The sequence below is a fragment of the Bacteroidetes Order II. bacterium genome (assembly GCA_016788705.1).
Taxonomy (GTDB): Bacteria; Bacteroidota; Rhodothermia; order Rhodothermales; family UBA2364; genus UBA2364.
In genome coordinates, this window is record JAEUSQ010000044.1 from 54174 (window position 1) to 76976 (window position 22803).

The following is a 22803-nucleotide window of genomic DNA, read 5'->3' on the forward strand; positions in this document are numbered from 1 at the left end:
GAAATTATCAAAATAACCCCACCACATAAAGATGAACCGTTGAGACCGTTCCCAAAATAAATTCTTACTTACCCAAAAATATCTGTCAACAACGGTTATGTTCATATTTAGAATGCCCTTTCTCTTCTCTCTCCGAGCGATCTTTCCATTTTTGTTGATCTTTGGCTTCGTTTCTGCCGCTTTAGGCCAAACACCGTCAACCACGCCGCCCACAACGCTTGATCAACTACTCAAAACCCAAACCCCGTCCGAAAGGAGTAGTTCTGTTGTTGCACGATATTTTTATCCCGTTAATCCAGACTTACCGCTCGAAGGGCCAGTGGATGAAAATGAGTATATTTGTGGCCCCAACGACCTTTTTACGGTTTCTATTGGCGGCCCCGCGCCACAGCAACAAGTGATCTCTGTTTCTTCAGATGGCAATCTTCTTATTCCGGGTATTGACCCTATCCGTGTTACGGGAAAAACTTTGTATGCAATTAAGCGTGAAGCCGAAGGATTGCTTAGAAAAATCGTTGGTAATCATCCCATAGAATTGGCACTCAGCCAGCCACGGAGCTTTTTAATTCCTGTGATTGGTGGAACGCCCGCTCCCGGAATGCAAGTGATTTCGCCCGTCTTGGCCACCACACGTGTGGCCTCGGTGGTGTCAAAAGCGATTCTGGGAGAAAATGAATTGCAAAAAAAGCTGAATTATGGCTTTAGACCCTCCATTCGCACCATCGAAGTCCGGCGAAAAAATGGCACCATTTTGTATCCAGACTTGGCGCGCTTTTTTGCAACGGGCGATTTTAAATACAATCCCGTACTTCAGGAAGGGGACATGGTCTTTGTTCCTTCTTTTGATTTTGTGAATGAAGTCATTAATGTACAAGGATATGTACCCTATCCTGGAACATATCCCGTAAGACCTGATGATACACTCTTAGATTTACTCACGATTGCAAGTGGAGCCAATGGCCTTGGGAAATTAGAAGAAGTACGACTGACTCGCTTTGGTGAAAATAGCGTAGCCGAGCATCAAATGATTCGTGTGCCGGATTTGTTGGCGCGGAAGGTCGCCAATCCAAAACTGAAAGCACGCGACCTCATTTTTGTACCTCATCGTTTTCGTGATAATGGTTCGGTTTATGTGGAGGGCGAGGTGACATATCCGGGGCCTTACCCCATGTCCACAGAAAGAACCACCTTGCGCGATTTGATTAAGAATGCGGGCGGGCTACGAGAAGGCGCTTTTCCAAAGTCGGCGTTTATTGAACGAAGCAAAAATACATTTGAGGTAAATTCGCCGTTTCTCATTCCGAATTACATGAATCCCCTCACAAAAGAAAACATCGCTTTGGCCGGAGAACGAGGACGGTTGGCGGATTTAGACTATGCAGGACGTGTGTTTTTGGAACGTGAACTCTTGCTCAACCATTCGCGTCTTGCCATCAACTTAGAACAAGCCCTAAGTCCGGATGCGCCAGATGTGTATCTCCATGATGGCGACCGATTGTTCATTGCGCGAGACCAACGAAAGGTATTGGTGATTGGGGAAGTGGTCAATCGGGGCTTGGTGGACTGGCAGCCCGGTCAAGGGATAGATGCCTATATCGCAGCAGCCGGTGGGAAAGGAACCACTGCTACTTTTGCTTATGTCATTAAGGCGGGAAGTGGCCAATTATTGGATGGTTATAAAGCAACCATCGAGTCTGGAGATATTGTATTTATAAATCGGAAAGACAGTATTGTAGATGCACCCGATTTGCAAGCACTTCAATTTCAGCGAAAATCAGCACAATTACAACGAATTGGGACGTTGGTCTCTACGGTAACAGCAGCTGTTTCTATCGTAGCCACCATCATTGCCTTAACCAGTAAATAATTTTTCCATGACTAACACAACTCCGCAAGACAATCGGTTTTGGCAGACTTTGGCCGTGTTGTATTTATGGCGATGGTTTATCACGGGAATCACGGTATTGGTTGCTATCATAGCAGTTATTATTGCCTTATTTCTACCCAATGTCTTTACTTCCTCTACTTCTTTATTACTCCCACCATCATCTGGGGCTGGTGGTTTGGCACAAGCCCTTACCGGACGCGGTCTGAGTTCAGTGGCATCCTCCTTATTGGGCGGGGCTGGTGGAGATTATACGCGGTATATGGGGATTCTGGGCAGCCGGCGGGTCTTGGAAGCCGTGGTACAAAAGTATGGACTCATCAAGAGTTATGAAATAGATTATCCAGAGCCGGGTCGGAACTTAGAGGAAGCCATTAAGGCTTTCCAAGATAACCTGAAAATTGAAGTGGACGAGAAGTTGGAGTATCTGGTGGTATCCGTGACGGATGAAGACCCCAAAAAAGCGGCAGAGATGGCCAATTTTATGGTCGCGGAACTCAATCGGATTAGTTCGGAAATGTTTTCGGCGAATGCCCGAAATTACCGAATGTACATGGAAAGGCGGTACAACAAAGCCACACTGGCACTTGATTCGCTGCAAAATGAACTGGAAGCCTTTCAATCGCGCAATGGAGTCATTGAATTGCCAAGTCAAATAGAAGCTTTTTACACCAATATGGCGCAATATCGGATGGAAGTGGCGAAGGCCGAGATTGCTACAGAAGCGCTGGCCGGCCAGTTGGGGCCGGAAAATCCGCAAGTGATTGCCGCACAACAAATGTATGAACGCTCCAAACAGCAATTGAACGATTTTATGAATGGCAACGATAAAATGATGCAGGTCTCGTTCGATCAATTACCGGGTGTTGGGCGCGAATATGCAAAATTGTATCAAGGTATTCTGGCACAAGGAAAAATTTTGGAAGCCCTTACGCCACTTTATGAACAAGCCAATTTCGACGAAAAACGCACCATTATTGCGGTTCAGACCTTGGATAAAGCGGTCCCTGCCGCTAAAAAATCATGGCCCCCACGCGCTATTATTGTCGTTATATCTGCCTTTTCTGCTTTAATGCTGTGCATATTTTTCGTGCTTGCATGGGATTATTTATCCCGCCATAAAAATACTATTTCCACCAAATTGGCAGAGGCCGTCCAACAAATCCGTTCAACATCCTCACAGCAAGAGGCCTAATCGAATGATCCAAGCCCAAACCTTTTCCGCATGGATTGATTGGAGCCGAAGGTTTTTGGCGGTTGGATTTGGTGTTGGCTTAATCCTAATTTTGCTATTGACATGGAAAGCACCTTTTATTCTGTTTTTTGTACCCCCGATATTGATCGGAGCCGTAATCGTTTGGCAACTTCTAAAGTACCCAACCCTTAATCTAATTGTTTTACTTGCGGGCTTTTCTATTGTGAGCAATACACAAGAGGGCTTGCAAGTTACAGAAGCCTTATACGGTGTTTATTATTTATTATCTATGACCTATTGGTCATTGTTTCATTGGTTAAAAAAAGAAAAAATCATTGAAACACCGATTGATTTTGTTTTTACCTTTTTTTTGATATGGATTGTTGTCTCGATTTTTCAAACATTACTTTTTGGTGGCGAGCTTAAAGGTTATTTTAGCGAGATGATCGCATTGGCATTTTTCTTTTTATATTTCCCAATTAAAGAATTATGCGCAAAACACGAAAAAGGCTTTGAGATACTGATAGGTGTATTTTTGTTTCAAGGATTTTATGCAGCAGTAAGAAACTTAATAAACTATCGAGAAATTATTGTTAATGCGCAATTTGCATGGCAATTAGAGAGGGGAAGGGTTGTTACAAATGAACAATTATTGCTTATTTCTACTTTAATTTGTTTAATCCTATTTTTATTTGAAGTCCGCTCGAAATGGAAAATAGGGTATTTAAGTGGTTTCTTTTTGTTTCTGGGTAGTTTGATTTTAACCCAAAGTAGGGCATACTGGGTGGATTTTGCACTCGGCGCTTTTGTCTTGTTTTTTCTTTTGAATTGGAAACAAAAAACACAATTAATCGGGACAGCCTCCTTTGCCCTTACAGTCTTTATTGTGTTAGGAATTGTCCTTTTTGGAAATATATTTTACACGATTTTAGAAGGTTTATTAAACAGATTGCTTAGTTTAGGAACCGCGACAACTTCCGATATTTCACTAATCAACCGATTTATGGAAACCAATGCTGTATGGGAAAAAATTATCCAGAACCCCATTATTGGTTATGGAACAGGGGTTTCTTATGCCGTTTATGACATTACTTTTGGTTTTACACAAGTAGATACTTTTGTTCATAATGGGTTTTATGGCATATGGTATAAATTTGGGATTATTGGATTGGGATTATTGATCTATATTTGGGGTAAGTCCATTTGGAATCTCTTCTCTGTATGGCTCAAAACGCCTTTTGAAAAACGGAATACCATTAAAAACTTATCTGTTTTGGTGGTCGGCCTCTCCCTCATTTCTCTTATCCCTTCCGGGACCACCTCAAATCCATTTTTCTTAAAAGACGCAATCATGACTTTTGCCCTTCTATTTGGTGGAGCAGCCGGAATAAAACAAAAGATGAGTGGGTGATGGGTAAAGAAATAAAACACGCTGGTTTTTTCCAGAACCTAACTGCTTTAACGCTGGGTAATGTATTGGTACGGCCTATTTGGGTGTTTTTTAGCATCTATATGTCCGCAGAGTATTTGGGAAAAGAAGGATTTGGTGTTTTTAATTTTGCTATTTCTTTAATGACCGTAATGGCGGAGTTCGCAGACCTTGGTGTTACCCATTATGCTAATCGTGAATTGGTACGCCGTCCTGAGTTTGGAAGCGCCTTATTAACAAACGTATTGGTCGTTAAAGGCGTTTCTACCCTACTAATTGTGCTGGTTGTTTGGCTTGGGGCATTTATTGGAAACCAAACATTAATGGTTCAATTTTCATTGATTTGGGCGGGTTTTTATACGACTGTATTTCGCCATATTGAATTTCTGAGATCGTTTTTTAGGGCAAAAAGAATACTTCACTTTGAGTCTATTTCTATGGTCGTAGAAAAAAGCTTGGTTGTCTTATTGGGTATTATATTTTTATTGGCCTTTATGACACCAGATTCAGCATTATTTGGCATGTCATTGGGAATGTTTATTACTTTTATATTGATTTTATATGGCATTCATTTTTATATGAGTCCAATAAAACGAGAATTGTTCAGTACACAACTTTCTCGTACAGTTTATCAAAATTCGCTCCCCATGGGACTAATGGGCATTTTTATCATGGCGTATCGGTATATGGGAATTTTGGTGCTTTATTTTTTATATGGGGAGTCGGTTGTTGGGGTGTATAGCCTTCCCTTACGTATTGTGGAGACCTTACAGTTGGTTCCTACCATTCTTGGAGCAACAATTTTTGCTTATTTTACCCAAGTTTTACACGAAGGCCGTATTACTGACTTTAAGAAGATGCTAAATAAATCATTGATGAGTATGTTGGTCGTGGGTTTTTTGGCAATTTTGATGGTTTGGTTGGGTGGATATGCGATTATTAAGTTATTCAAACCTGAATTTGCTGCGGCAGAAGGTTTAATAAAATTCTTGATTTGGTCATTTCCAATCACTTGTATAAATTCTATATTGGTCTTGGCCTTGATGGCATTGGACGAGCAAAAGTTTTTGGCGAGACTAATAGGAGGTATAACTTTACTCTCGATAGGGTTTAATGTTTGGATAATTGACCGTTTTGTAGTTCATGGTGCGATTTTTGCTTCTATGTTAATAGATCTCGTTCTTTGTATATTCCTTTTGCATAGGACATATGACAAAATTTCAAAAAATATTTCATTAAAAGAATGAATCCTGGTAAGTATATTTATGATTTAAAAAATAAAAAATCAGACTACTATTTTTTAATATCATTAATCAAAAATAAATATGAATGGAAAGGTTGCCATATTTGATCCGTTTTCAGGAGGGCATCATAGTGAATATCTTTACTATGTCATTGAAAATTGGTTAAGTGAATATCCTGGGTTTCACTTAGATGTTGTTACTACTCAAGTAAATCTTAATCAACATCCAGATTTATACGAATGGCAAAGGATAAAAATAGAAGGTATTAATTTTTATGTAATACCCGAGTTGAGTAAAGAAAGCCTAATAAGGAAAAGTTTTGAGCAAGCAAAAACATTAACCCAATATATTAACGATAATAACCCAAGTCATGTTTTATGTATGGCTTTTGATTGGTTGCAAATTCCAATGACTACTCGCCTCCGTTTTGGTTACACATTGAAAATTTCTGGAATTTATTTTCGCCCGACATGGCATTATATTAAATGGCAAAAACTTAATTTAAAAGACTATATTCGCTCTATTAGACAGTATATTATTTTGCAATTAGCGTTAACAAATCCTCATATAGATTCATTGTTATGCTTAGATCCGTTTTGCGCAAATATCTTAGCGACTAAAAAAAAGAATTGTAAAATAATATACTTACCAGATCCGGTTGAAAAAAATGAGACCGATACTTCGTTTAAATTACATTCAAAATTTGATGTCCAAGATGGCCGTATGATTTTCTTACATATGGGGTATTTGGATGCAAGGAAAGGAGTTGTAGAATTTATTAATGCCATAAATCTTCTACCTGTTGATGTTTTGAAAAAGTCGTTTTTTTTGTTTGCGGGTAAACTATCAGAAGATATTGTGCAGAATGTAAATAATATGATAAACGCATTGCCGCAAGAAGCTGCAGTACATATTACGAATTCATTCATTCCCTATCATACGTTTCAAGCCTATATCGAACAATCGGATGTTGTAGTTCTTACTTATCAAAATCATATCGGGAGTAGTGGTTTATTATTAAGGGCAGCATTGGCGAAAAAAAGGGTTATCTGTCAAGATTTTGGTTTAATGGGATATTTAGTCAAGAAACACAATTTAGGAGAAGTGGTCAATTCCTTTGTGCCAGCAGAAATTGCTAAAGGTATAATAAAAACGATATATACTGAAAAAAGTAAAGACTATAATGCAGATTTTGTTCAAGAACATACGGTTCAAGCATTTCAAAAAACAATTAAAGACACGCTTTTAGGATAGTTTATTGTTTGATACTTGTTTTTTGCGAAGACTAATAATTCATTGATTTCTTTATCTGATTGGTGTACATTTATCATCTTGGTCAAAAAACCAAAGATTTTTCACTAATCTACTGATAATGATGAAAAAAATTGCTTTTATAAAACTTTGTTTCTTTCTTTTTCCTCTTGCGGTATTTGCACAAACAAACGACCTCTTTATATCGGAATATGTAGAAGGAACCAGCAATAACAAGGCTATTGAGATCTATAACGGTACAGGAACTACCATAGATTTAAGTGCATATGTGGTTGAGACGTATGCGACTTCCGCGAGTTATAGCCTACAACTGACGGGTACACTGGCCAACAATGCCACCATTGTTATTGCTAATCCGGGGGCCAGTTTTGTGAATCAGGCCTATGTAACAGTCACGAGTGATATTACGTTTTATAATGGGGATGATGCCATTGTTTTGAAAAAGAACGGATTTGTCATTGATTCGTTTGGCCAAAAAGGGGTTGACCCCGGCGTAAATTGGAGCAATAATGGTGTTGCCACTTCCGAGCAAACCCTCCGACGTAAGGCGACCATCTGCACGGGCGATGCCAATCCGGATGATGCCTTTGATCCATCTTTGGAGTGGGAAAGCTATCCACAAAACACCTTCGATGGCCTAGGTAGTCATACGGTTTCCGGTTGTTCCGGTTCAGGCAATCCCACGTGTCCGGTTCCAACCAATGTTCAGGTTAGCAATGTCACGGCAAACAGTGGCCTTTTATCGTGGCTAGCCGTTCCGGAAGCCTCCGGAGGGTATGTTGTTGGTTTTAAAGCAAATAGCACCCCCACTTACACGCAACAAACCACCACGGCAACCCAGGTTTCTTGGTCTTCCTTGTCTTCGGGGACTTTATATCAATATCAACTCCAATCGGATTGCGGGAATGGGAATCGGTCTGCTGTGGTTTCGGGGTCTTTTCAAACGGTTACATTGGGTACCAAAGCGGTTATTCGGCTGCGCGATCCATATGGCTTATACCTGAGCGACCAAAAAATGAGCCATATATTTAAAGAGGCCGACGGCCAGATAACCATTCCGGTTGAAGTGGTGACAGCGGGAACTTTGGCATTTACCTTGACCATGACGGTTAATAGTGGTTCTGCCACACAAGGCCAAGACTATACGTTGGGTAGTTTGCAAGTACCTTCGGGAACTGCTGGAACCCTTCAATTTCCGATCTCGCTCTCCCAAGATGCGAATGATGCGGAAGGGGTGGAATATGTAAACCTTTCTTTGAATGCGACCGAAGCGACAATTCAAACCCCGAATAACTTTACCTTGTGGATCAAAGACCGAGCAATACCAAGGGTGACGCTTTTTGCCGGACAAACGGGGGAAGCCCTTAAACTTTCGGTACGAGATGCCTTTGCCTGTCTTAATGACGGCATTTCATACTCGGCTGCGCGGCCCCTGATTTATCGGTACGTCGAACCCGTAAATCAGCAAATATGTGGGTTCTATGATAATTATTGCATCAGCGTCCCGTTTGGATCGGATGGCAATGCGGCAGCAACGGGGAATGGCATGAATATGGAACATATTTGGCCACAAAGCATGGGAGCAGGAAGTGATCCAATGCAAAGTGACATGCACCATTTGCGTCCAACGTTGAGTGGCGTTAACTCGGCGCGGAGCAACTATCCATTTGCAGAATTACCGGATGTGGTTTCTACATGGTATCAGGGAACCAGTTCACAAACGGCAGTACCCGCAAATCCAGACATGTGGAGCCAACGGTACAATTCAGCATGGGAACCCCGAAAAGCGGTTCGTGGGGATGTTTCTCGTGCTGCCTTCTACTTTTTTACGATGTACTCGGCGGCTTCAACCAGTTTTTTTGCCAGCAGCCAAGATGCCATCATAAAGTGGATGGAGGTGGATCCTGTGGATGAGTTGGAGTTCGACCGTTCGCTGCGGGTTGCCGCTTTTCAGTGCTACCAACCGAACCCCATTATTTTAGACCCCAGTGTAATGGGTCGGGTTTTAAACCTGGCGACCACACGAGAACAAGAGGGTGTCCCCGGTGGTGCTTTTGAGTTGACGGATGCTTTTCCGAATCCGGCAAGCCGATTGATACAGGTGGCCTATCGGCTCCATCAGCCTGGTCGTGTACAATTTGAACTTTTTGATATGCTTGGCCGGAAGGTGCAGGAGACCGGTGTTGCTTTTCAGTCGGCAGGTTCTTTTCAGCAGACGGTGGTTACCGCTGCGCTTGCTTCGGGCCAGTATGTGCTTCGTGCAACCAGTGGCCCACAAGTCATGACCAGATTGGTGACGGTTATTAACTGATTCCTGTCTGCAACCTTCTGTATAAATGTCCGAAAAACCTGTGGTGCGTGCAAAAATACCACAGGTTTTTTTGTATAATACTTGTACTGCTGGTGATACACCATGCGTTAGATACCAGCGTCCTATTAAGTCTTCGAATTACAAGTTCTAAACGTCATGCAACGTTGTACAAACGGTCACTACTACGACCCAACCAAACACTCTACTTGCCCTGCATGTGGGGTGGATATTGATCTTGGTGCAAACTTTACGCGCCCTAATCCCGCGCCGTTTTCCCCACCCACTCCGCCAGTAGCCTTGGGGGATGTAGGAGGAACACGTAAAATGGGTGCAAATCCTGCTGTAAACCCGCCTTCCCCCGCGCCGCCGCCTATTCCATCTCCATCAACGCCGCCCATGGGTGGCCTGCAACAGGCGGGCCGCACGATTGCCTTATACCAGGGCAGCAAAGCAGGTGTCGAACCCGTGGTGGGGTGGTTGGTATGTGTGGCTGGCCCAGATCGAGGACGGGACTACCGCATTCGGGCAGAGCGGAACTTCATTGGAAGGGCCAAAAGCCAACACATCTGCATCGAGTCCGACGAAGCCATCTCGCGGGAAAAACACGCCATTCTGACGTTTAATCCTAAGAAGCGTACCTTTAAAATTCAGCCCGGAGACAGTGCTGGATTGGTGTATGTGAATGATGAAGATGTAGATGGGCCTTTAGAACTTAAGCCCTCCGACGAAATAGAGATTGGCCGTAGCAAATTGCGTTTTGTACCGCTTTGTGGGGCAGACTTTATGTGGGAGGAATTGGATGAAGCACAAGCTGGATTTACTGGATAGACCATTATGCGAGAAAGACGATTCACCATTGGTCGGGGAAGTTCCTGTGATATTGTATTGGCCGATGCCACGGTTAGTCGGCTTCATGCCACACTTACGTTGTTGGAGGGCGGGCGTTTATTGCTCACCGACTGTCATAGCGCGAATGGAACCAAGGTTTTTGTAAAGGGTAATCCACTCAAAATTACCCATGAATTGGTCTTGCCGGGAGATTCGGTACAATTTGGCGATATCGTTTGGGAAGTCAATGACATGTTGAAAGCCCTTTGGTTAAAGAATCCCAATTTTGATCCTGCCAATTATAGCCATCCACAAGACGTTTTGCGTTCGGGATATGACCCTACCAAATTATCCGGCCTGTTGGTCATGTGTAAATCCTGTCATTACCTGAAACCGAAAGGTGAAACGTGTCCCAATTGCTTAACCTCAGAAGCGAATACCCCAAATGATGGTTGAAACACCGGTATCTTCCTTATGCCCCGGTTGCTTTACCCCGAAGGGAAATACAGCCATATGTCCGCTTTGTGGATTTGATGAGCGGATACAGGATAGCCATTCCCGTTTACCTTACCGCACCTTATTACAAGGGCAATATGTATTAGGCAGGATTTTGGGCAAGCCTGGGGGCTTTGGGATTACCTATCTGGGTTATGATCAGAACCTCAACCTGAAATTGGCCATCAAAGAGTTTTTTCCGCCGCATTTGGTTTTACGGGCCTATGACCGACATTCTGTTGTGGCTGATTCTCCTGCGAATGAAGGTATCTTTCGCGAAGGACTGGCTGGGTTTCTAAAGGAAGCACGAACGCTTGCCCGATTTGATCATATGAACGTGGTTCGTGTCCGCAACTATTTCGAGGCGAATGGGACGGCATATTTGGTGATGGATTATTATGAGGGCTTCAACCTAAGTGAGGTGATGGCCAAACGGGGTCTGTTCTCGGAAGCGGAAGCGATAAAGCTAATGATTCCGGTGTTGGATGGCCTCCGGACGGTACATGAGAATGGGATTTTGCACCGTGACATTAAACCCGAAAACGTGTATCTGGCCGCCGGAAATCGGCCCATTTTATTAGACTTTGGGGCTGCGCGTGCGGCGGTGGGGGTTAAGAGTCAAAATATGACGATGGTGCTGACACCGGGTTTTGCACCGATTGAACAATATGCGAGCAATGCCCGTCAAGGTCCGTACTCTGATATTTATGCAGCTGGTGCCACCCTTTATTACCTGACAACAGGGCGAATCCCCACCGAGGCCACCAACCGCGTCGGGCAGGAAACGATCGTCCCGCCAAAATCTTGGCAATCGGCACTTTCTGCATCATTTAATGAGGTTGTGTTGGAAGCGATGGCCCTTAAAGCCGAAGAACGGCCACAGACCGCACAAGAGCTGCTGGATCGGCTGTTCGATATTTTGGAAAAAAGAAACAGGCCCGCAACGGGAGCGGCGGTCAAAACCACCGAGCCTGAATCAGGGGTGCGGTTGATGACCTGCCCGGCATGTGATGCGGTTAATCGCTTGCCAGAAAATGCGGTATTGGATCAGGTTTGTTGTGGTCAGTGCGGGAGCTTTCTATTGCCCCGTCCCCACTTGTTTGCTGCATGTCCCAAATGCCACACCATCAATCAACTACCCGCCTCTCCGAAGCCCCGTAATGCCTGGTGTGGTGTCTGTAAAACCAAGTTCTGGCCGGAATGAGGTGCTTATGGCTCATATTGCTAAGCGGAATTCCTTCGGTGTGGGGACAGTCATCGCCTGTGTTCCGGGTGCGTCAGGCTGTGGTTCATGGACTAGAAGTGCAGATTTACTTCGACGCACCACAAAAAGACGGAGGCATAGGGCGAGTGGAGGGAACACTGGGAGGCGCCGATCTGGCCCTAACATCCATGCGATCAGTGGCAACAACACCACTGGGCATCACGGTCATTATAGATCCTGCCATCCGCATCCCGGCGTCGGTATTTGAAGAAATCCGTAGTGGTTTGTTGAATTGGGTGGGTATATTACCCAAAAATCACCTGCTTCGCATATGGGTAATTGGGGATACAACCACACAGGTCTGGGGATTTTCCCCTAACCGCGACCACCTAACCGACCGTTTGCAGGCCATGAAACCCCTTGGTATCCGTCCTAATTTGTACCAAATGGTGGAGAAAGCCCTTGCTATTCGCCAAGAACGAAGCACAGAAATACCAGAGCGCCAAGTAGTGGTATTGATTTCCGATGGCCGAGATGCTTCCGAGCCAGAAGCCTCGCATGAAAGTGTATTGCGTTCTCTGGCCATAGACCCTATCCCAATTTTTGTGGTGGGTGTTTCAGAAGGGCCTCGGTTAGGATTGACCCGATTGGCGGAAATGGCCAAAGCCTCTGGCGGGGTCTTTTTTGCAACGGGACCAAATGAGGTGGCGTCATCCATGACGGAGCTGCATAGAAGCCTGAAAAGTGGGTGGGTAGGAACGTTTTTATGCCCCGACTGTGCGAGTCATGGCCAGGTTGCCCGTCTTAGTCTGCAACAATTTCTTGATCGCCAGATCTATACAGATGGCATAGATGTTCGGCTTTGGACAGCCCATCAATCCACATGGCCCACTGCGATGGCCCGCCTTTTTGCTTATCTGGAAGTGTTTAAATGGTGGATTTTAGGTCTTGTAGCCCTTTTCAGCCTTATTTTATTCGTATTTTGGTTGCGTATCGGAAAGAAGCAAGGCCGTGTGCGGGAGCCAGACACCCGTTCTCCCCATACATTATCGGATCAAATAGTGGATGGGTTGCCGCGTTTACCCGTCCCTACATCGGTTGTACAGGAAATGCACCCCATTGTTTTGACCTTTACAGTGGTAGAAGGGCCGATTCCAGGTGCTGCGGCTGTGTTGGGACTGGATGCACCGCGTACTTTTGGGCGAAATGCGCCTGAATTGCCGTTTCTGGGAGCAGATAAAAGTATCTCAGCCAAACATTTTACCCTCTCCCCCTCACCAAATGGAGGGTTGCTGATTTCCGATGAGGGATCTACGAATAAAACATTTGTAAATGGGATTCCGATCCAACAAACGTTTCATTTACATCCGGATGATGTGGTGCGGGTTGGAAAAACCGCTTTCCGGATTCATTTTTAGTTGTTTGATAAATCGCTCATATATACATGCAATACCATACCGCTTTGATTTCCCATGCTGGTGGGCGAAGAGTGAACCAAGATTTTGCACAACATGCGACCGCTCCTCCGAATGGTTCTTGTTGGGTAGTGGCCGATGGCCTGGGCGGTCACGGTGGGGGGGAAGTGGCGGCAGAAACGGCTGTTACTAAAATTTTGGAGGCTTTTGTACAAAAACCTTATCCTTCAACCGAGACCATCACGGGCTGTATTCTGGCTGCACAACATGCCGTACTCGAAAAACAAGATGCCTATGACAGCCTGAAAAGGATGCGTACCACCCTCGTTATGATGGTGGGGGATGCACAAAAGGTTCAATGGGCCCATATTGGGGATTCTCGCTTATACTGCTTTCGGGATAGGGGGCTTCTGGAGTACACCCTCGATCATAGTGTACCGCAAGCATTGGTGGATGCTGGTTCCATCTTGCCTTCAGACATCCGCTCGCACGAAGACCGCAACCGTATCCTGCGCTCGTTGGGCAATATGAATGACCTTAGACCAACCATTCGTCCAGAACGGTTCGAGGTGCGCACCGGAGATGCGTTTTTATTGTGTACCGATGGTTTTTGGGAGTATGTACACGAAATAGAAATGCAGGCTGATCTGGCCAAAAGCAATCAACCAGAACAATGGCTTAAATTAATGGAAGAACGCATCCTTTCGCGGGTGAAAGGCGAGAATGATAATTATACCGCTATGGCGGTGATGGTGGCATAACATAGCCTATGAACTGTAAGAGGACCGTATGGAATTAGAACTGATCACCTTAAGCGTCATGGTTTTAGGCGGAGCCGTGGTTGGATTTGCGGTTCGTGGTATTCGTTCATTTTTAAAGACCGGAGAATTACCCCAAGCCGATGCAGGAAAGGCAATGCCATCGGCGCCTACGCCCGCTGTCATCCCAGAAAAAGCCGTTGCCGGAGGAGACGAATTGCCTGCCGTCGTACATCCGGAGAAGGCATCCATACCCAGACGCCCGCCCGAATTACCCGTCATCCCCAAGCAAGCAGACCCGCCCGAATTACCCGCCGATGGCATTTGGCTCGCACGCATTGATCCTACCGTTGTCATCCCCAAAGCGGGCACCCCGATTGTACAAGCCCTGCTGGAAGCACCGTCAGATAATGTGCCCCAGACGCCGTTCCCCAATCGTGTCGGTGGGGTGTGGCTGCGGTGTATCAAAGGTGAATACTTACACCAATCGTTGGAGATTCCCGAAGGCGGTGTGATGATTGGACGGGATCCTGCATTTGCCCATTTGATCTTGCACGATGCACAAATTTCTGGTCGTCATTGTCGGTTCCAGATAGAAACGGAGCAGGGAAACCCCATATTGGTACTGGAGGATTGCGAATCACTGAACGGCACTATGGTCCGTTTTATGGGGGGGGGGGATCATTGGGAAACCGTAAAAGGCATGTTGCGTTTGCCCGTTTCACGCATACAAGGCATGGAAGTCCAACTGGCCGGGGGCGTCAGTATCTTCGAGACAGAAGTGCGTTTAGGATAAAATATTAGCACTGAAGGGCAGGAAAATATATGAAAAATATGCAAGTATTTCCGCAAAATGCGCAACATATTGGCCAGCGCGAACAACAGCAAGACGCCTTTGGGTTCTCGGATCTGGGAGACGTGGAATTGGTCAAAAATTTTGGCGCATTGGTGGTTGTAGCCGATGGGATGGGTGGGATGGCGATGGGGCAGGAAGCCAGTAATTTGGCCAAGCAAGTGGTTCTACACACTTTTGCCCAGCCACAGCCGGGTGAATCGCCTGCCGATCTTTTACTCCGCGCAACCCATGCAGCAAATGAGGCGGTTTATCAAATGGCCAATGCCGCCGGATTGGCCCATTTGGCGGGTACAACGTTGGTGGCGGCGGTGGTCAAAGACTTGCATTTGTATTGGATATCGGTTGGCGATAGCCGGATTTTCCTGTACCGCCGTCAGGAATTGGCCCCGCTCAATATTGAACATGTGTATTCAAGGGTGCTGAATCAGCAGGTGAAAGCGGGCATCCTGACCATAGACCAAGCGGCTTTAAATCCGGAAAAAAATGCACTTACCAGTTTTATCGGAATGGCTAATTTGGTGGAAATTGACCGGAATGTCCATGCTTTTCCCTTAGAAGAAGGAGATGTGGTTTTGCTTTGTTCCGATGGTTTGCATGGTACATTGAATGAACATGAAATTGCAGATGTTTTAGACCTGCATCCAAACGATGCTGCGGAACATTTGGTACAACTTACGTTGGACCGTAACCACCCACACCAAGACAATGTGACGGTGGCGTTGTTGAAAGTGGGGGATAAACGGCCTCAGGCGGCAACGAAACCCGGCATCATGCCACCGCCAATGCCCCATACACCAAAGAAAAATCCTTATGGATTCTGGATGTTAGGCATATTGGGCTTGCTGCTAATGGCTGGTTCATTGTGGTGGTGGCTGGCTGGAACGCCCGACGAGTACGTATATGCAGGCAAGCGCCCTGGTGCCTCGCTGACCGATGTGCGTGGCCACTTTTTGCAGGCAGGGACATTGACGGAAGGCACTGTTGAATGGAAAAATGATCCAGAAAAGGTGTACATTCAGTTGGGAGGCCCATCCTTGACCATTCCTGGGCAACCCGAAGTGGTAGGTATTGTTCGTTCTGCAAAAACGGGCCTAGATCAGTTGGTGTTTCAAAACCGCCACAAAGATAGCTTGGTAGTGGTTTTTGCCGAAGCCAATAAACTGGGCTTGATTGGCATTGCTGGGAAAGTAGGAGAATTAGAATCTATGGGATACTTTTTTATTGATCCAGCTCTCACAGACCAAAGTATCTTGGCCGATGTGCCTGAAGCAGGGAAGTTGATGTTAGCAGACCGAGACTTTATGCCCAAACAAACCAATTGGATGCGGTATGTGAAAACCACCACCGATGCACAGATTTTATTTGCACATATGGTGCAAAAAGCCTCTCCAGACTCGTTGGTGCAAGACGGTAAATTGTGGACCCAAAAGATTCGCTTAAACGAAACCTTGGTTGGGCGGTTTAATGAAATGAAAAATACCATCCGCGACGACCGAAGATTTATTCGCAAAGACCTGAGTAAAAATGACAAATGGCATCTTGAAGGTTTGGCATTTAGTGATGTTAAACTGGGATTTATGCTGCTTATGGCGCACGACCTCACGTTGTCCGAGTCGTATGTTATCGGATACCAATATGGTCGGGCGGATGGTGTACGCTTGCCTTCGGTGGCCTTTCTACGCCCAGATCAGGTTTCGATAACCTTCGAAAAACCGGAAACGAAACTATTTAACGTGCGCTTGCAGACTGGTGAGTGGGCGATCAATTAACAATCCTGAGCACGTGATGAATCAAAAAATTAGGTACTGGCTGGTTGTTTTGCCCGTTTTGCTAACCCTTTCGGCAACGCAGCCTCCCAAGGACTGGGCAGAACAAACCCTGACAAGCCTTTCGCTGGAAGATCGTGTGGCACAATTGTTAGCCGTCATTACATTTGGGGAATTTAATGGTGAAGACAGTATCGAACGGACCCAACTCAAAGCCCTCATCCAAGACCTGAAAGTGGGCGGGGTCATACTTACTTTGGCGGAGCCACTCGCACAAGCCGAACTGACAAACTGGATGCAGGAAATGGCCAAAGTGCCATTGTTGATTTCGATGGACATGGAAAATGGCGTGGCCATGCGCACCAAACGAACCACAGCGTTCCCCACTGCAATGGCTTTGGGGGCTACACAAGATCCAATCTTGGCTTATCAGATGGGCCAGTTGGTGGCAAAAGAAGCACGGGCATTGGGCGTACATCAGAATTTTGCACCTGTGGCCGATGTCAACAATAATCCAGACAACCCGATCATTAATGTCCGTTCATATGGTGAATCTCCGGAAGCCGTATCAAAAATGGTTCGTGCCTATATTGATGGGATGCAGGAAAATGGGTTAATTGCCACGGTGAAGCATTTTCCGGGGCATGGAGATACAGCCACTGATTCCCATCATGGGTTACCCCTTCTGCCGTTTGATCTTGCCCGCCTCGAATCCACCGAATTTGTACCATTCCGAGATGCGGTAAAAAACGGGGTAAAATCTGTAATGGTAGGCCATTTGGCGATTCCAGCACTCGAAAAAGAGGAGCACCTCCCGGCCACCTTGTCGAAAGCCATCACAACAGACATCTTACGGAATCAATGGGGGTTCACGGGTCTTGTGGTCACAGACGCGATGGGCATGAAAGGTGTTACCGCACAATTTGGAATAGGGGAGGCAGCCGTTCGGGCATTGGAAGCTGGCGCCGACCAAATCCTGATGTCTCCAGATCCATTTGCGGCGCACCGTGCCATTTTACAAGCAGTGGCTACAGGCCGTCTTAGCGAAGGACGGATTAATCGCTCCGTACTAACATTGCTACGCCTAAAGGCTTCCTTAAAGTTGCACGAAAGGAAAACCATTGCCCTCTCCGAAATTCATCAGCACGTTTCGTTGGGAACGCATAAAGCCTTGGCAGGAACCATCGCTGAAGCAGCTTTTACGCTTTTACGCAACGAAGGGCAATCTTTTCCACTGCAACCACGTTTAGCCCGCAAGATGTCGCTGGTTCACCTAAACGACGATGACGACCCGAAAGTAGGGGAAGGGTTCCAACGGGCCTTACAATCGGTGGGCCTTCGGGCAATACAAACCTTTTTATTGGACCGCAGGAGCAATTCCCTTGATTATGAAACAGTTTTGAGCCAAGCATCGAATGCCGATGTCTTCCTTGTTCCGGCCTATATTGGTTTTCATGGCAACCCGCAAGAACAACAAACGGTTATGAAACACAAAGCTTTTTTAGAAAAATTAATCGCCCTTGGCAAAACCGTAATCCTGATTTCGTTTGGTTCACCCTATCTTACCCATGGTCTGCAAGCACAGCCTTCGGTTTTTGCGGTGGCCTATGGTTCGGATCCCGCTTCGGTTCAAAATGCAGCCGAGGCTTTGGCCGGACGAAAAGCCGTTCAAGGCAAATTGCCTGTTACGGTGCCAGGGTTGTATCCCTTGTGGAGCGGATTAACTGTTTCGCCTCTGTATCCCATGAATCAAACGCATCAATTCGATCCAGCGCGTTTTGCCGCCCTTGATGCATTGTTAGAGGGGGCGATTCGGAATAAAGCCTTTCCTGCGGCAGCAACGGCATTTGGAACGGATCAAGCACTCGTTCGGGCGAAAGCCTATGGCTACCAAACCTATGACTCGGATGTGGCTGTTTCGCCGGATATGCCCTTCGATCTGGCGTCCTTGACCAAGGTGGTGGGACTAACCACTGCCGTCATGAAATTGTATGAAGAGGGAAAACTGCACTTAGACGACAAGGTGGTGAAGTTTATTCCAGAATTTGCACCAAATGGAAAAGACCAACTCACGATCCGCCACCTCATGACCCATACCGGTGGCCTAAAAGCCTTTTATGCGTTCTACAACATGGGCATTCATTCGCGGGAGGGGGTCTTGCAACATATTTTTGCCGATAAATTGTATTTTACGCCCGGCACCAAAATGGAGTACAGCGATTTAGACATGATCTTAATGGGGTTGATCGTTGAACGTATTTCTGGGAAATCGTTAGATGCGTATCTGAAACAACACTTCTGGATACCTTTGGGCATGAACCGGACCGGATTTCGCCCGACGAATGGCGCCGGGGATGATCTGGCGGTGGTGCCAACCGAAAAAGATACGTATTTCCGCAAAAAATTGATGCAGGGCGAGGTACATGATGAATGTGCTTGGGTGCTGGGAGGTACGTCTGGCCATGCTGGCTTGTTCTCTACCGCCAACGACTTGGCCATCTTTGCCCATATGATGCTAAATGAAGGATCTTATGGCGGACAACAATACCTGAAGCCCGAAACCATTCGCTTGTTTACCAAAGTACAACAACCCGGATTTAGTACCCGTGCATTGGGTTGGGATACGAAGCCGCGTTCGGGTTATACCACAGCGGGTACAAAGTGGGGGCCTCGAAGCTATGGCCATACCGGATTTACTGGAACCAGTATATGGATAGATCCGGATGCCAAACTGTTTGCCATTCTGCTGACCAATCGGGTGTATCCTACCCGCGAAAACCAAAAAATCCGTGAGGTTCGACCAAAATATGCGGATATGGTTTGGGAGATTATTAAAAATGGCAAAGTAAACACCACCAAGCCTGCCAACCGGACATGGTGATTTTTGAGGGATTTAAAAACGACACAACCATGAACTTCCCAACACGCCTTCGGGATAAAATTGCGCAATTACTCTTTGTTCGGATCGGGTCAAATATGCCGCCAGCCAAGCGGGTAAACGAAGATGAAGCACGAATCTTGGCCCTGATTCAGGAGTGGGCCATCGGGGGCCTTTGCTTGTTTAACGGGCAATATCCGGCGGCTTCCGAAACCCTAAAACAATTGCAGCAGGCAGCAAAATTTCCGTTATTGGTGGGGACGGATATGGAGCGTGGGGTGGGCCAGCAAATGCGTCCGGCTACGGTTTTTCCACATGTCATGGCTTTTCAAGCGATGGGTACAGCCGATGAGGCGGTGGCGTTGGCCACAGAGTTTGGGCGTATGGGCGCTCGCGAGGCGCTGGCTATGGGGGTTCATATTGCGTTTGCGCCTGTGGCCGATGTGAGCCGGAATCCTAAAAACCCCATTATTGCTACACGTGCTTTTAGTACCACACCAGAAGAGGCAGGGCGATTGGTAGAGGCATTTATCCGGGGTTCGCGTGCCGAAGGTCTGCTGACATGCCCCAAACATTTTCCGGGACATGGCAATACCGACCAAGACTCGCACGAAGAACTGGCACAGGTTTCGGCAAGCCGCGAGGAATTGGCACGTTATGACTTACCGCCTTTCCAAAAAGCTTTTGATGCCGGCGCCGAACTGGTGATGACGGCCCATGTGGCTTTTCCCGCGTTGGATGATGCGAAAACCCCGGCCACCGCTTCTTTTCCGATTCTGGTGAACCTCCTCCGGCACGAAATGGGTTTTACGGGGGCGGTGATTACCGATAGCTTGTTGATGGGGGGTATTGGCCCAGAAGACCAAAACGAAGCCGAGATGGCAATCATGCTCTTGAATGCTGGGGTAGATATTTTGCTGGATGTGCGCGATGTAGCAGAAATTGTTCCCGGTGTAGAGCAAGCAGTTGCCGAGGGACGACTGACCGAGGCCCGAATTGATGGAGCCCTTGAACGGGTCTGGCGCTTAAAAACGCATTTTATAGAGAAATTCGGTGCTGATTTTTACGTGAATCCGGCCACTTATTTCCCCGATGTAGAAATCGGGAGTACACAAGCACAAGATCGCGCCGATGAAATGGCGGTGCGTGCTGTTCAGGTGCTCAAGCCCGATCCTGCCTTCTTTCCGTTACCCCGTCCCGAAGCTCCTACGCTGGTAGTATTGATGAAGCCCTTCTCGACGCCGCTGGATCCGACCGAGCAGCCGCTTGCCGATGCCATCCGTGCCCAGTTTCCGCGTGCCCGATACGAGGAGGTCTCGGAATTGACGCATCCCGCCGAGTTGGATGCGCTGCTGGAGGTGGCTGCAAAATACCAACAGGTGGTGATAGTGCCTATTGTTAAGCCTGCGGCTTGGCATCGTTTTGGACTTAAACCCCACCATCAGGCATTTGTGGAGGCCATTGTGCGGCAACAACCTGTGGTTCTGGCTTCGTTGGGTAGCCCACAACTTTTTGCAATGGTTCCCGAGGCGGCGGTGCATCTGTGTGCGTTTAGTGATATGGCTCCTTCTCAACGCGCTTTGGCAAAAGTACTCGCCTCTGGGTAATGGAGGATAGGGCCGAAACGTAGCACGACAGTACTATACGTATCTCTCTCTTTAATATCAGGTCAGTTATAAAAAACATCCCATCGTCATTGCGCGTGGCCGAAAGGACGTCTTAATTCCCTAACGAAGGGGAAAGGCATTTGGGTAAAATACGTTTGGCTTTGCCCTAAAAAAATGGTTTATGTCAGGAAAAGAGAGAACACCCAGCCATCATCATAGAAAGGCCCTGTTGTTCGGAGCCTTGTCTTGGTTTTCTTCGCCGCCCCAAAACGAAAAAGGCGCTATCCGATGAGATAACGCCCTGATTCGCGGCCCATATTGCCGCCATGAGGTATTTTTCTGCTTCATAATGCCTTCCAAATAGGGGAGCGGAACCGCCGCCCGTTTCTTTAACAACCGCATTCCCCTAAAAAGGGTCTACGTACCATCCAACAACCGCTACGCTTTACGTTGCTTGTCTGTTTGATCAATGACCTCGTTCATCAAATCCGAAAGGGTCGCCGTTTTTACATTCGCTACAACCGCATCATCCGCCATCAAGACGTTCATAATTCCATACCCCACAAAGCCCAGCAACAGCATCCCCCCAATCCCCAGCAACACCGTCGCTGTACCCGTCGCAGCCGCCGACGCACCAAACGTCGCTACGACCACACGGCCAGCACTCAAAACAAAACTTGGATCTGCCATTTTGACCTCCGTATTTACATTGAAAAAAATCGGTTTTCTTTTACCGTTGCACCAAGATACGGAGGCCAATACATACACACGCCAAACGTCGAATTCAACAGTTGGAAAGACGATAAAATGTTGTTCTTATTAGAATTAGGTCAATATAGATAGTGATGGATATTCCCGAAATTGGGCAAATTGAAAAGTCACGGTTTTTTTTTCCGTCCTCCGACTCCACCACCAGACGTTCCGAGGTAGAGGCCAAACAAGTCAGCCCCGCCGCCTGAAACCGTGCCACCAAAACAAAGGTGAGGGTCATTTTCCCCATCACATGGATGGCATTCGGTGGCGATTGTAATACCTTCTCTACCACCGATTCGGCCAAGGCCGCCACCGCGTCCCCGCTCAACATCGGATCCACCGCCGGAAAAGGAAAGTCCGTCACCGTGCCATACCGCCGTTCGGCCTCCGCCCGCTGAGCCGCCTGCCACGTGCCATAAGGATGATTGGAGAGGTTAAGGAGCATGTGTGGCGGGGTTTGGTGTGAGTAATTGGGTGATTTCAGAGACTAAAAATTGTTGATCTTTTATACTGATTTTTTTGCTTTTTCGGTAACTTGTCAATTCTATAATCTTAACATTTCGTTCTTTTGCCAGTGCATGAATTTCCGAACTTAACTTGGCGGAGCTAATCAGTATTTTATAGGTGTAAAAACATACCACTATACATTTAGTTTTATGAAGTTATTTTGAAGAGGAGTTATTTTATTAACATACTTCAAAAAGTCCTTAAAATTTCGAGTATGCATGGCGATCAATCCCAGACCTATTTGGAAGACCGACTCCACAAGGTTGACATGGTCCCATTTTCACGGACACAGCGTTAAGTTAGAAAAGTAGCGTTCCTCAAAGTTGTCGGGGCAAAGATAGCCCAGTGCCGAATGCCTCCTTTTCGGGTTGTAGTAGCACGCTATGTAATTGAAGATTTC

The 22803-nt window shown here is 46.5% G+C and carries 17 protein-coding genes; 15 read left to right on the plus strand and 2 right to left on the minus strand.

Translation table 11 applies throughout. The features are described 5' to 3' along the window. The first annotated feature begins 97 nt into the window (after positions 1-97). From JNN12_11855 to JNN12_11925, 15 genes are all read left to right on the plus strand, one after another. Positions 98-1867: an SLBB domain-containing protein gene (locus tag JNN12_11855; protein ID MBL7979025.1), complete on the plus strand. Its 1770-nt coding sequence runs from the start codon at positions 98-100 to the stop codon at positions 1865-1867. A gap of 7 nt (positions 1868-1874) precedes the next feature. After that, positions 1875-3080, plus strand: a complete 1206-nt coding sequence (locus JNN12_11860) for a lipopolysaccharide biosynthesis protein (GenBank protein ID MBL7979026.1) — start codon at positions 1875-1877, stop codon at positions 3078-3080. A 244-nt stretch (positions 3081-3324) separates the two neighbouring features. Further along, positions 3325-4491: an O-antigen ligase family protein gene (locus JNN12_11865; protein ID MBL7979027.1), complete on the plus strand. Its 1167-nt coding sequence runs from the start codon at positions 3325-3327 to the stop codon at positions 4489-4491. After that, positions 4491-5756, plus strand: a complete 1266-nt coding sequence (locus JNN12_11870) for an oligosaccharide flippase family protein (protein ID MBL7979028.1) — start codon at positions 4491-4493, stop codon at positions 5754-5756. Before JNN12_11865 ends, JNN12_11870 begins: the two co-directional genes overlap by 1 nt. 78 nt (positions 5757-5834) lie before the next feature. Next, positions 5835-7007 (plus strand): glycosyltransferase, encoded by a 1173-nt coding sequence (locus JNN12_11875; protein ID MBL7979029.1) that lies wholly within the window; start codon positions 5835-5837, stop codon positions 7005-7007. Positions 7008-7125: 118 nt separating this feature from the next. After that, positions 7126-9336 (plus strand): endonuclease, encoded by a 2211-nt coding sequence (locus tag JNN12_11880; GenBank protein MBL7979030.1) that lies wholly within the window; start codon positions 7126-7128, stop codon positions 9334-9336. 156 nt (positions 9337-9492) lie between these two features. Continuing rightward, the gene (locus JNN12_11885; protein MBL7979031.1) at positions 9493-10164 is read left to right on the plus strand and encodes an FHA domain-containing protein; all 672 of its coding nucleotides are present in this window, start codon (positions 9493-9495) and stop codon (positions 10162-10164) included. A gap of 6 nt (positions 10165-10170) precedes the next feature. Further along, on the plus strand, positions 10171-10620 hold the full coding sequence (locus JNN12_11890) for an FHA domain-containing protein (GenBank protein MBL7979032.1): 450 nt from the start codon (positions 10171-10173) through the stop codon (positions 10618-10620). Further along, positions 10610-11863 carry a protein kinase gene (locus JNN12_11895; GenBank protein MBL7979033.1) on the plus strand — a complete coding sequence of 418 codons (1254 nt, stop codon included), beginning with the start codon at positions 10610-10612 and terminating at the stop codon, positions 11861-11863. Before JNN12_11890 ends, JNN12_11895 begins: the two co-directional genes overlap by 11 nt. Next, positions 11860-13281, plus strand: coding sequence for an FHA domain-containing protein (locus JNN12_11900; protein ID MBL7979034.1), 1422 nt, complete (start codon positions 11860-11862; stop codon positions 13279-13281). Before JNN12_11895 ends, JNN12_11900 begins: the two co-directional genes overlap by 4 nt. A gap of 26 nt (positions 13282-13307) precedes the next feature. Next, positions 13308-14039, plus strand: a complete 732-nt coding sequence (locus JNN12_11905; GenBank protein MBL7979035.1) for a serine/threonine-protein phosphatase — start codon at positions 13308-13310, stop codon at positions 14037-14039. A 28-nt stretch (positions 14040-14067) separates the two neighbouring features. Beyond that, complete coding sequence (locus JNN12_11910) at positions 14068-14832, plus strand: FHA domain-containing protein (protein ID MBL7979036.1); 765 nt, start codon at positions 14068-14070, stop codon at positions 14830-14832. 38 nt (positions 14833-14870) lie between these two features. Next, positions 14871-16661 (plus strand): serine/threonine-protein phosphatase, encoded by a 1791-nt coding sequence (locus JNN12_11915; protein ID MBL7979037.1) that lies wholly within the window; start codon positions 14871-14873, stop codon positions 16659-16661. A 16-nt stretch (positions 16662-16677) separates the two neighbouring features. Beyond that, the gene (locus JNN12_11920; GenBank protein MBL7979038.1) at positions 16678-19539 is read left to right on the plus strand and encodes a serine hydrolase; all 2862 of its coding nucleotides are present in this window, start codon (positions 16678-16680) and stop codon (positions 19537-19539) included. 29 nt (positions 19540-19568) lie between these two features. Next, positions 19569-21143, plus strand: a complete 1575-nt coding sequence (locus JNN12_11925) for a hypothetical protein (protein MBL7979039.1) — start codon at positions 19569-19571, stop codon at positions 21141-21143. A gap of 438 nt (positions 21144-21581) precedes the next feature. On the opposite strand, the gene JNN12_11930 is transcribed toward JNN12_11925, so the two are convergent. Both JNN12_11930 and JNN12_11935 read right to left on the minus strand, forming a co-directional pair. Continuing rightward, positions 21582-21833, minus strand: a complete 252-nt coding sequence (locus JNN12_11930; GenBank protein ID MBL7979040.1) for a hypothetical protein — start codon at positions 21831-21833, stop codon at positions 21582-21584. Positions 21834-21927: 94 nt separating this feature from the next. Further along, positions 21928-22341: a CRISPR-associated protein gene (locus tag JNN12_11935; GenBank protein MBL7979041.1), complete on the minus strand. Its 414-nt coding sequence runs from the start codon at positions 22339-22341 to the stop codon at positions 21928-21930. Between the last annotated feature and the right edge of the window lie 462 nt (positions 22342-22803).

What these genes read in the sequence shown, in the direction of transcription:
- JNN12_11855 (MBL7979025.1), top strand. Translation starts at nt 98, where the DNA reads ATGTTCATATTTAGAATGCCCTTTCTCTTCTCTCTCCGAGCGATCTTT.
- JNN12_11860 (MBL7979026.1), top strand. Translation starts at nt 1,875, where the DNA reads ATGACTAACACAACTCCGCAAGACAATCGGTTTTGGCAGACTTTGGCC.
- JNN12_11870 (MBL7979028.1), top strand. Translation starts at nt 4,491, where the DNA reads ATGGGTAAAGAAATAAAACACGCTGGTTTTTTCCAGAACCTAACTGCT.
- JNN12_11875 (MBL7979029.1), top strand. Translation starts at nt 5,835, where the DNA reads ATGAATGGAAAGGTTGCCATATTTGATCCGTTTTCAGGAGGGCATCAT.
- JNN12_11880 (MBL7979030.1), top strand. Translation starts at nt 7,126, where the DNA reads ATGATGAAAAAAATTGCTTTTATAAAACTTTGTTTCTTTCTTTTTCCT.
- JNN12_11885 (MBL7979031.1), top strand. Translation starts at nt 9,493, where the DNA reads ATGCAACGTTGTACAAACGGTCACTACTACGACCCAACCAAACACTCT.
- JNN12_11890 (MBL7979032.1), top strand. Translation starts at nt 10,171, where the DNA reads ATGCGAGAAAGACGATTCACCATTGGTCGGGGAAGTTCCTGTGATATT.
- JNN12_11895 (MBL7979033.1), top strand. Translation starts at nt 10,610, where the DNA reads ATGATGGTTGAAACACCGGTATCTTCCTTATGCCCCGGTTGCTTTACC.
- JNN12_11900 (MBL7979034.1), top strand. Translation starts at nt 11,860, where the DNA reads ATGAGGTGCTTATGGCTCATATTGCTAAGCGGAATTCCTTCGGTGTGG.
- JNN12_11905 (MBL7979035.1), top strand. Translation starts at nt 13,308, where the DNA reads ATGCAATACCATACCGCTTTGATTTCCCATGCTGGTGGGCGAAGAGTG.
- JNN12_11910 (MBL7979036.1), top strand. Translation starts at nt 14,068, where the DNA reads ATGGAATTAGAACTGATCACCTTAAGCGTCATGGTTTTAGGCGGAGCC.
- JNN12_11915 (MBL7979037.1), top strand. Translation starts at nt 14,871, where the DNA reads ATGCAAGTATTTCCGCAAAATGCGCAACATATTGGCCAGCGCGAACAA.
- JNN12_11920 (MBL7979038.1), top strand. Translation starts at nt 16,678, where the DNA reads ATGAATCAAAAAATTAGGTACTGGCTGGTTGTTTTGCCCGTTTTGCTA.
- JNN12_11925 (MBL7979039.1), top strand. Translation starts at nt 19,569, where the DNA reads ATGAACTTCCCAACACGCCTTCGGGATAAAATTGCGCAATTACTCTTT.
- JNN12_11930 (MBL7979040.1), bottom strand. Translation starts at nt 21,833, where the DNA reads ATGGCAGATCCAAGTTTTGTTTTGAGTGCTGGCCGTGTGGTCGTAGCG.
- JNN12_11935 (MBL7979041.1), bottom strand. Translation starts at nt 22,341, where the DNA reads ATGCTCCTTAACCTCTCCAATCATCCTTATGGCACGTGGCAGGCGGCT.